Below are 10291 nucleotides of genomic sequence, written 5' to 3'. Positions count from 1 at the left end.
TTCGCTGTCCCGCCCAGCCCCCTGCCTCCCGCCTCTCCCCCCACCCCCCTCCCCCCCCCCCGGCCGCCCCCCGCCTCCCCCCCCCCCGCCCCTCGCCCCCCCCCCCCCCCCCCCCCCCCCCCCCCCCGCCCGACAGGATCAGGCCAAGGCCGGTGATGCCCGAAAGCGTGCCGAGCGTCACCACGAAATCGGGAATGCGCCCGGCGGTGATGAGCACGCCGTTCAGGAATCCCACGGCACTGGTGGCGGCGACGGCAAGCACGCAGGCCAGCAAGATGCCATAGCCGGCGGCATTGACGAGGCCCAGGATGATGGCGCCCAGCATTACGGCGGCCGCGAGCGAAAGATCGATGCCGGCTGTCGCGACGACGAAGGTCTGGCCGATCGACAGCACGACAAGGATCGCCGCCGCCAGCAGCAGGGCCTGCAAATTGGCGACGCTGAGAAAGACCGGTTGGGCGATGCCGAACACGATGACGAGGCCGACGAGGCCGACGACGGATGCCCAGTCGGCCCAGAAGGAAGGATCCAGGAGGAGAGCCGTCAGGGAGGGGCGGCTCTCCTCCAACGCGCCCGCGTCATGCGCAGGCGCGTTTTGTTCAGGAGTGGTCACTGCAACATCTCGCGGAAGGGATCCGGATAGTCGCCACCCGGGCGCGGGAAGTTCTTCAGCGAGGCTTCCGCATTGTCCTTGTTGATCAACAGCACTGGCGCCGGCACGTTGGCGGGAAGCGTCTTGCCCTTGGCCGCCGCGGCACAGGCTTCCACGCCCATGGCGCCGACGACATAGGGATATTGCGCCACGGTGGCGGAGAGTTCGCCGGCGGCAACCGATTTCAGCGCGTCGACGATGCCGTCAAGTCCGATCACCTTGACGTCCTTGCCTGCCGTCTGCACGGCGCGTTCGACGCCGAGTGCCATGATGTCGTTGGCGGCGAAGAAGCCGGAGAGATCGGGGTGCGCTGCCAGGATGTCGGTGGCCGCGGTGAGAGCCTTCTCGCGATCCCAGTCGGCGCTCACCATCACCACGACTTCGAGCTTGCCTTCGACGGCCTGCTTGAAACCCTTGATGCGGGCATTGCTGCCGACATCGCCGACGATGCCTGCCACCAGGGCGACCTTGGAACCCTTCGGCACCAGCTTCAGCATCTCCTTCCCGGCCAGTGCGCCGGCAGCGACGTTGTCGGTGCCGATATAGGTTGAGATGGCAAAGCCCGCCGCCTTGGCCTGCTCGGCATCGATGGTGCTATCGATGTTGACGATCGGCTTTTTCTTCTGGGCGACGGGCACCAGCGCCTGCACCAGGTTGGAGACGCTGATCGGATTGACCAGGTAGCAATCGAAATCCTGCATAGCCATGGCGGTCAACCGATCGGCCTGTCCGGTTGCGTCGCCCATGTTGGCGGCTGCCTGAACGGTGACGGCCACGCCGTTGGCCTTGGCCTGCTCTTCGATACCCGTGTGCATGTATTGGAAGAAGGGATTGTCGAGACCCTTGACGATGGCCGCGACGCGCGCCGCGTCTTCGGCATGGGCCGGCACTGAAACGATGATTGCAAACAGACCTGCGCCAAGCGTCAGGCAATTGAACATACGCATGCGTCGTGCTCCTCCTATTTGGTGGGTGCGTTGCATCTGGTTCGTTTTCGGCGAACGGAATGCCTGATGTGGCGCGGGCTGCCTCAAGGTTTGCGATGACAGGCTGCCGACCGATCGGCGATCGCCATGCAATTCGTGGGTCAGGGCCCGTTTGGGGCCTTTTTTCGTGCCAGGCATTGCTCCTCCCAGAGCGCTGATTAATGCCTTGTCAGCGTTTCCGCATGTTTGAGAAAAATTTGACACGCGTCAAGTTTGAAAATGGTGTGCCGCGGGTTTTGATGTGCTGCAGTGCAGCAAACCGGTGTCGAGCTATCGCGGCATCAGATGGCGAAATCCACAAGGCAGGGGATGCCGAGGCCAGGCTAGAAGCCGGCTTGGTCAGCAGTCGGATTCAACTTCCGAGTGCGCCACTCAGGCAGCGGCGTCAGCGCCGGGCCATCCGCGCGAAACAGGTGGCAAACCGCGGGAGAGATGTCGAGCGCGATCGGGCTGTGCAACGGCGTCCTGTCGCCGCCTTCGGCCTGCACGACCCTCGACGTGTAGGATTTGGCATAGCGCTGGCGCTGTCAAAGACCGGACTTTCGGGGCCGGAATGGGTTGATGTGTTCAGCAGCGAACAGCGAACTGGCAGTCAGTTTGCTCAGCTCTTCACCGACCCGGCGGCCAGGCCCGCGAGGAAGTAACGTTGTGCAATCAGATACAGGATCAGAAGCGGGAGTGATCCCAGCACGCTCATCGCCATCATCTCGTTCCATTCGAACGCATGTTGGCCCATAAGCAACTCGATACCGATCGGAACGGTCCGCATGTCCGTCGACTTCGTCAAAGTGAGCGCAAAAAGGAACTCGTTCCACGCCAACAGAAACGTATAGACCGCGGTCGCGACGACGCCGGGGACTGAAAGAGGGATAATCACACGCCACAGCGCTGTCCAACTTGACCCCCCATCGACCAGCACTGCCTCATCGAGTTCCTTTGGCAGAGTATTGAGATAGCCGGTCATCAGAAGGATTGCGTAAGGCAGGGTGAATACCATGTAGGTTAGAATCAGCGCGAAATAGGTGTTGAAAATGCCGAAGGCGACGACCATGCCGAAATAGGGGATCAGAAGCGTGATCGGCGGTACGGTCTGTGTGCTGATGATGAAGACGTTAAGCGTATTCTTAAGCCGGAATGAATAGCGGCTGAAGCCATAGGCCGTCAGAATGGCGATCAGTAACGTCAGAAGGGTTACCACTCCCGCGACCAGATAGCTGTTGAGAAAGAAGCGCACCTTGGTCGGATCATTGAAGATCGAAAGATAGGCTACGTTCGTGAAATGGTCGGGCAGCAGTCTCGGCGGCAGGGCAAAGATCTCGGTGTTCGATTTCAACGAAGTGAAAAACATCCACAGGATTGGAAAGCCTGCAAAGACCAGACCGGCCGCGAGCCCGAGATATGTCAGTACGGTCGGCAAAACGGTGCTTTTGAAGGAGCGCTTTGCCATTGCCGGTCACCTGGCCTTCTGGTGTTTGATGTAGAAGTAAGTCGCGCCCATCGAGATGATCAAGATGAAGATCGCGCTCGCCGAAGCCTGTGAAAATTCGTAACTCGAAAACGCAAGCTTATAGGTATACGTGCTCAGCACCTCGGTCGAATGGATCGGTCCACCGCCCGTCGTCATCCAGACCAGGGGGAAGACTTGCATCGTCCAGATAAAATCCAGCAGGGCGATGCTGATGATGATTGGCATCAGCTGCGGGATCGTAATGTACCGAAACTTTTGGAACTCATTGGCGCCATCGATGCCGGCGGCTTCGTAAAGGTCCTTGGGGATGCCCTGGAGACCGGCGAGCAAGCTGACCATATATAGGGGGTATCCCGCCCAGATGTTCGCAAACGTCAACGCATGGATCGCGGTTTTCGTCGAGGAGAACCACTCGACCTTGGAGTTGACGATATGGAGCGTCATCAGAATGCTGTTGACCACGCCATTGGGATCCAAAAGCAGCCGCCAGATGATTGCGATGATCACTGCCGTAAAGAGCCAGGGCAATATGTAGAGAACACGCAGGATGCTTCTAATCATCGGATGGACGCGTTGGGTGTTCAGCAACAGGGCGAAGGCCAGGCCGATTAGAAGGTGGAAAATGACGCTCATCACCGTGAAATAGAGGGTCTGCCCGACCGACTGCCAGAAGACTGGATCTGTGAAGATCGTCTCGTAGTTCTGCAACCCTATGAAAGCAGCGTCCTTTTTCATGATTGCGCCGTCCATCAGCGAATAGCGCAGGACCGTGATCATGGGAAACAGCATTAGTAGACAAAACAAAAACGTGGCGGGTGCCACATAAAACAGCGGAGTGAGCCGCTTTCTCGTCTTGTAAGAAAGCATGCCACGCTTGCGCATTTTCGTTCGCGCGACGATCAAACCTTCGTTGGCGAGGCTCATGAGGTACAATCCGCTTGGTCATCGACCGTATGGTCCGGTTCCGATGCAGCGGCAGCGCGATAGATCTTATCGCGCTGCCGAATTGTCTGAAGCAGCGCCTACTTGGCGAAGTCAACCAACCACTGCTTTTGCGTGTTGGCAGCGGCCTCCTTTGCGGTTTGCTGGCCGTCGAACATCTTTTGCACTTCGACGTTCATGTCGCGCATCAGGTCTTCGGCCACCGGCAAGCCCACGAATTCATTGGCCAAGTGACCGCTTTGGAAGATCTTGAAGGCTTCCTCGAACAGCGGGTCCGATTTCGAGAAGTCAGGCTTCGCTTGCACGTTGCCCGGAAAGGCATTTGCGAGCGATACCAGGCGGCCGTTCACTTCCGGGCTCATCAGATATTCAACAAGCTTCCAGGCTTCTGCCTTATGCTCGGTGCTGTTGCTAATGCCGATGCCCCAAGAGGCATAGGGCAGTCCGCGCTTACCCGTATAGCCGTCGACCGCAGGAAGCGCAGAGATACCGAACTTGAGATTGGGGTTACGCTGGCGGATAAGATTGATATGAGCCAGCGAGTCGATCATCATTCCGACACGGCCGTTGACGAACTCTTCGACCTTGTCCTGTTCCTTCTTGGCAAAGATGCCTGGCGATATGACGCCAGCGTCCTGTAGCGACTTGACGTATTCGAGTGTACCGACCACGGCCTCATTTTCCACGTCGGGCTTGCCGTCCTTGAGCATCGATGCTCCGGAAGCCCAGACCCAAGACATCACGTCGTTCTGGATGCCGCCGGGGTTTTGCAGCGATAGCGGCAGCACCCACCCGTACTCATTCTTGTCCGCATTGGTCATCTTCTTCGCGGCAGCGGCGAATTCTGTGCGGTTGGCCGGCATCTTGTCGACACCAGCAGCCTTGGCCAGATCGAGGTTGACGAAGACCGGGTATACGAACGAGGCGAGCGGGAACATGACGCTTTGGCCGTTGACCTTGATGATGTCAGCGATCTGGCTCTGATCATATTTGGCGTCAGCCATCAGGCTGTCCATGGAAGCGATTGCGCCCTGCTTTGCAAGGCCATTGACCCATGCTCCGTCCAGGCCGACGACGTCGCTGAGCGTCCCCGACGCGGCGCCGACTACGATCTGATCATGGGTGGCGGAATAGGGACCGCTGACGAGCGTCACCTTGATACCAGGGTTTTTGGCTTCGAAGTCGTCCATGATGCTACGCAGAGCACCGGCGGGCATTTCCGGCTCCCACCATTGGATGAATTCGAGATTGGTCTCAGCAAAGGCGCAGGTAGCAGACAGTGCCCAGACAGCCACAGCGGACGTGGCCGCAGCAATATATCTTCTGACGTTCATGTTTTCCTCCTAGGAGCGACGTTTGGCTCGATCCTCCCGATCGCGATCAAACTAGGTTCTTTTCCGGGTCTTTGTGTCAATCAAGAACTGCAATCGTGAAAAATGGGTAGGATGCCGGGACGTTATGAATGAATGTAAGCCATTGATTGGTATATGGTTTTCTTAAGTTCTCTGAGGGTAGTTTTTCCCTTGTGCACATTGCTTGTGCCGCTTTCTTTCTCTGTTTTCGTAAACAAATGAAAGCCACTCCCCTAAAAAGAAAACAAATGAAAGTCGTATATTGGAAGAGAAAAAACGCCATTCGGTGGGGTTCGCGCGCTCGCGTAGACGTCGCAATTCAGAGGCGTTCAGGCGATCGTTTTGGTTGTCGATGACAGGGTGCCGCCGGGCACAAGACGATCTCCACCTCCGGTGGAAAAATCGGCTGTCGCGCGCTGAACCGATGTCGAGCAAAGTCTCACCATTTGCCAACGAAGACGGCCCGAGCTGTGATGGGCGAGCGAGAACTGGTCGGATTGCCCAGGAGAGCGAAGCCAGCGTCTACCGTCACCTACGCAAATGGACCAGAAGACGGAAGCGACATTTGCTCCTCCGTCCCTTTAGCCGGGTCAACCATCGCGGATCACGCTAGATTGTGAGGTGCGTCTGGGGATCGAAGAAGTGCAACTTGGCCGCATCGATCGCCAGATCAATCAACGCGCCCGGCCGGACCGCGCTGACGGCTTCAAACCTCGCTACGACGTTTGCGGCGCCGCTTAGATCTTCAACAGCGTCTGGGTCGCCAGAATCGATTCGAACCGCGTCGACCTTCAAATGAACGATAAGCTCGGATCCCAATTCCTCTGTCGTCTTCACGATGGCCGGTAGAGTGGCATGTCGCGATCCCGATTCCAGACTGCTGTCGTAAAGATCCTCGGGGCGTATGCCGAAAATGAGCGTCTTGCCTTCGAAGGCGCTCAGACCAGGAGAGCGCTCAAACGCACTCGTCTGTACCGGTATCGAAAAGGTCGGCAGGTTGATCCTGCCATTGTGCAAACGGCCTTCGAACAGGTTCATCGACGGCGAGCCGATGAAACCCGCGACGAAGGCATTGACTGGTCGATTATACAGCGTCTTTGGCGTGTCGACCTGCTGAAGGACACCGCCTTTCAAGACCGCAACCCGGTCGCCCATGGTCAAGGCTTCGGTCTGATCGTGTGTCACATAAATCGTGGTCACCCCCAGCTGTCTTTGCAGGCTGACAATTTCCGCGCGCATTTGCACGCGCAGCTTGGCATCGAGGTTTGACAAGGGTTCATCCATGAGAAAGGCTGCCGGTTCGCGCACCATCGCGCGCCCCATGGCGACCCTCTGGCGTTGTCCGCCAGACAGCGCGGCCGGTTTACTGTCGAGCAGCGTGTGCAGCTGCAGGGTCTTTGCTATTTCATGGACGCGCTTCGTCCGCTCGGCCTTGCTCTTCCCCGCAAGCTTCATCGAAAAGCCTATGTTGTCGAACACTGTCATATGCGGATAAAGGGCATAGTTCTGAAAGACCATCGCAATATCCCGGTCCTTCGGCGCTAGGTCCTCAACATTCTCTCCACCAATGGTCAGGGTTCCGCTGCTGATCTCCTCCAGCCCCGCGATCATGCGCAAGGCTGTCGATTTTCCGCATCCCGAAGGGCCAACGAGAATGAGGAACTCGCCGTCGTTTATCGTCAGGCTAAGATCCTTAATGGCTTGGAATTTCGTCCCGTAGGTTTTGCAAATTTTGTCCAACACAACAACAGCCACGTCACATCCTCCCTATTGTCAGCGCTACCTAAACATCGAATAGCCTCCGCGCGGCGCGACTGCAGATCGAACCGGCATTGCTATCTGCGCGGTTAACCGCGCGCCTCGGACGTCCCACCAGCAGCGGCAATATCCGAGTGATGAATTCTCAGTCTGGCGACGTAATCGGTATGGGCACAGGTGCATTTTCTTTCGCCATCCACGCGACACAGGCGTTGTGATCCGGCAGAGCCATGCGGCCACCCCGGCCCGTCACTGAGATCGCGGCCGCGGCAGTTGCATAAACAGCGCAGGCGACAGGCTGCTTTCCCTGCGTAAGGGCGAAGGCATAGGCGCCATGAAAACAATCCCCCGCGCCGGTCGTGTCCACTGCCCTGACCTTGTAGGCCGGAACGTGCCACAAAACGACATCGTCCTTTTGCCGGATATAGGCTCCTCGATCGCCTTCGGTTAACACGACCGCGGAGCGGTCATCTGACCACAGCTTGCGCAGGATCGCTGTCGCCTTGGCCTCGCCAGTATAGGTTTGGGCAAATTTCAGAGGCAATACCAGGTGATTTGACAGGCGGATCAATCGTTCGGTCGCAGGTCCGACAGTCCACTCAATATCGGCCACCACCGCCAGACCCAGCTTACGGGCACGAGCAACGATCATGTCGGCGTGCGTGGCGTAACCGTCGATCAGCAGCACCTGGGCTTGCGCAAGGACGCTATCGGCCAGCGCATCGGAGGTCCCGTGCGGCACATCATCATCATAGGCGATGAACCTGTCACCATCGGGCGCGACCGTAATAACCGACCGGATCGGCTTGGCATCGGAACGACGTGGCGCGAAAGATATGTCGACGCCGTGTCGTTCAAGCTCGTGGGCGCCGACATCCGTAAGTGGCTGATCACTCAGCCAGCCGATGAAACCGGCACGCCCCCCCAGCTTGGCGACAGCAACGAGTGCCGTCGCCACATTGCCGCCGTGGTCCTTCGTGCGATTTGTCACCTTCCCTTTGCCAGCACCCAGCGGGCTGTCGACATAGATGATGTCGTCAATCGCCAAGGCTCCGAAGCCCAAAACCTGCAGATTGCCGGTCACAGCTCACGTGCCCGCAGCCGCCAAAGCGTCTTGCGGCGCCATCCCATCGTGAATGACGCACTTGAATGCACGCGCTGCCATCGTGGTGTCACCGTGCCCCCACAGATTGCGCCCCACGACGGCACCCTTCGCACCGGCGCGCAGGGCTTCAGACGTCTGGGTGAGAGCGCCCAGAAGATCCTCGGTCTTCGGACCGCCGGCGATAACGATGGGAACCGGGCAAGTTGCCACGGTTTCCTTGAATGAGTCGAAGTCCCCGGTGTATCCGACCTTGATCACGTCAACACCGGTCTCAAAACCAATCCGCACTGCGTAGGCGATTTCGTCGGGGGTGAAGACGATCTTGCAGCCGTTTGAATAGTCGCGGGGATAAACATGTGCAACGACCGGCATTTCGAAACGAGCAGCCGCGTTGACCGTATCGGTAAGCCAACGAATGTAGTGACCCTCGGTATCGCCCCGCACCGGAATGGCGACCGCCAGCGCATCGGCACCATAGCGCACTGCATCTTCGGGCGTCGCGATCAACTGACTGATCCGATCGTCGGGCGTAAAGCATCCCGCCTGAATGACCAGCGCTGCCTTGCCGGCGTAAGCCGGCCACAAATGACGCGCCGCACCAGGCTGAATGCTGATGTAATCTGGCTCTCCGGCCATCACCCGCTTGAGCGCGCCGGGCAGATCCGCAAGGCCTCCCTCGCGGACGTTGCCGTACCCTACGAAATGGTCGACGGCACCACCGAACAGGTTCCCAGATCGATGCGAGAACAGCCGCGACAAGCGAATTTTAGTTCCAAGGCCCATATCAGTGCAGTCCCTTCGCAATTGTTGATCTGACGTTGAGGACCCTAACTCGAAAGCAAAACAATATTCAATATTTCGATTTCTTTCGTTTCGATATAGGTTGCAACTGCAACGGCTAGCATTCGCTGCGGTGAGGCGGTATCCCTCGAATTCTCAAACGCAGGCCGGTTTCCTATTCGATTTTCGAAAGGTTGGCGTGCAGTTATCCAAACAGCAATTCGGGGTTACACATGCTTGCGGAACAACGGCGACATCAGATCATGCTCGCGCTTCAGCGGACCGGCCAGGCGCGTACCAGCCAACTGGCGGAAAACTTCGGCGTCTCCGAGGTGACCATCAGGTCCGACCTGGAAATTCTGGATGCAAAAAAGCAGTTGATCAAAACGCATGGCGGTGCGATCGCCTTGCCCGCTGATTCGCCCGCGGCGGCCTTCGAAGAGCGGATGTCTCGCAATTTCGATGCCAAACGGCGTATCGCGCAGATGGCGGCGCGCCAGATCATAGACAACCAGTCCGTGGTGTTCGACAGCGGCTCGACGTTGCTGCAGGTCGCAATGCAGATGCCCCCGGTCAACAATGTGGTAGTAGCCACAACCGCGATGAACATTGCACAGCATCTGATGTATCGCCCTGGGCTGGACGTGCATATGATAGGCGGTCGGGTCTATCCCTCGACGGTCAGCACGATCGTGTCGGATTTTGATAGGGCTGTGGGCGGCCTTGTGGCCCACCAAGCGTTCCTCAGCGCGCATGCGATCGATCAGGCATTCGATGTCGTCGATGTCTCAGAAGACATTGCGCGCACAAAACGCAATCTGGTTCGTATGGCCAGGCGCGTGATCCTTGTGGCGGATTCAAGCAAATGGGATATTGGCGCCTCATCTAAGGCATTTTCGTTGTCACGTGTCGATCTGATCATCACCGACACCGCTATGCCCTATGGGATTCGCAGTCGATTGGACAAGCTGGGAGTCGAAGTGCGCTATGTGTAGGTGCCTTCCGGATTGTGGTGCCCAGAATTGGCAGCGTGTCCCATTGGCAACCGACGTTTCGGAGTACGAAGACAAATTTAGCACATTAAGGATCTTCATATCGCGCTAGACTGGAAAGCGCGCTGTTGCTGCCCTCAGCATCTCGGTGCCGACGCTGCGTCAATCGCCGAAGCTCGATCTCGCCGGCTGAGACCAGCTTCTTCACCTCGCGGAACCTCCCGGCGTTTCTCCCCAGGGCCCGACTCGAACGACC

General features: G+C 58.1%; 9 protein-coding genes. 1 reads left to right on the top strand and 8 read right to left on the bottom strand.

The window, feature by feature from the left end; all coding sequences use genetic code 11:
* The 8 genes from NKI18_RS31610 to NKI18_RS31575 all read right to left on the bottom strand — a co-directional run.
* On the bottom strand, nucleotides 1-613 hold a 613-nt coding region (locus NKI18_RS31610), incomplete at its 3' end, for an ABC transporter permease (RefSeq protein WP_502900797.1).
* A complete protein-coding gene (locus NKI18_RS31605; RefSeq protein ID WP_352620791.1) occupies nucleotides 610-1599 on the bottom strand; it encodes a sugar ABC transporter substrate-binding protein in 990 nt (329 codons plus the stop codon). The genes NKI18_RS31610 and NKI18_RS31605, both read right to left, overlap by 4 nt.
* Before the next feature lie 640 nt (nucleotides 1600-2239).
* A complete protein-coding gene (locus NKI18_RS31600; protein ID WP_352457854.1) occupies nucleotides 2240-3085 on the bottom strand; it encodes a carbohydrate ABC transporter permease in 846 nt (281 codons plus the stop codon).
* A 6-nt stretch (nucleotides 3086-3091) separates the two neighbouring features.
* Nucleotides 3092-4030 carry a carbohydrate ABC transporter permease gene (locus NKI18_RS31595; protein WP_023680290.1) on the bottom strand — a complete coding sequence of 313 codons (939 nt, stop codon included), beginning with the start codon at nucleotides 4028-4030 and terminating at the stop codon, nucleotides 3092-3094.
* Between the two features lie 98 nt (nucleotides 4031-4128).
* Nucleotides 4129-5382: an ABC transporter substrate-binding protein gene (locus tag NKI18_RS31590; protein WP_023680291.1), complete on the bottom strand. Its 1254-nt coding sequence runs from the start codon at nucleotides 5380-5382 to the stop codon at nucleotides 4129-4131.
* A 627-nt stretch (nucleotides 5383-6009) separates the two neighbouring features.
* The gene (locus NKI18_RS31585; RefSeq protein WP_352620794.1) at nucleotides 6010-7155 is read right to left on the bottom strand and encodes an ABC transporter ATP-binding protein; all 1146 of its coding nucleotides are present in this window, start codon (nucleotides 7153-7155) and stop codon (nucleotides 6010-6012) included.
* Nucleotides 7156-7303: 148 nt separating this feature from the next.
* Nucleotides 7304-8242, bottom strand: coding sequence for a PfkB family carbohydrate kinase (locus NKI18_RS31580; protein WP_023680293.1), 939 nt, complete (start codon nucleotides 8240-8242; stop codon nucleotides 7304-7306).
* 3 nt (nucleotides 8243-8245) lie between these two features.
* A complete protein-coding gene (locus NKI18_RS31575) occupies nucleotides 8246-9046 on the bottom strand; it encodes a beta/alpha barrel domain-containing protein (RefSeq protein WP_352457857.1) in 801 nt (266 codons plus the stop codon).
* A gap of 230 nt (nucleotides 9047-9276) precedes the next feature.
* Between NKI18_RS31575 and NKI18_RS31570 the strand changes: the two genes are divergently transcribed.
* Complete coding sequence (locus NKI18_RS31570) at nucleotides 9277-10038, top strand: DeoR/GlpR family DNA-binding transcription regulator (RefSeq protein WP_352620796.1); 762 nt, start codon at nucleotides 9277-9279, stop codon at nucleotides 10036-10038.
* Nucleotides 10039-10291: the final 253 nt, after the last annotated feature.

Origin of the sequence: Mesorhizobium sp. M0800 (genome assembly GCF_040320095.1) — a bacterium.
In the GTDB taxonomy this organism is placed as follows: Bacteria; Pseudomonadota; Alphaproteobacteria; order Rhizobiales; family Rhizobiaceae; genus Mesorhizobium.
This window is presented reverse-complemented; position numbering and strand designations above follow the sequence as displayed.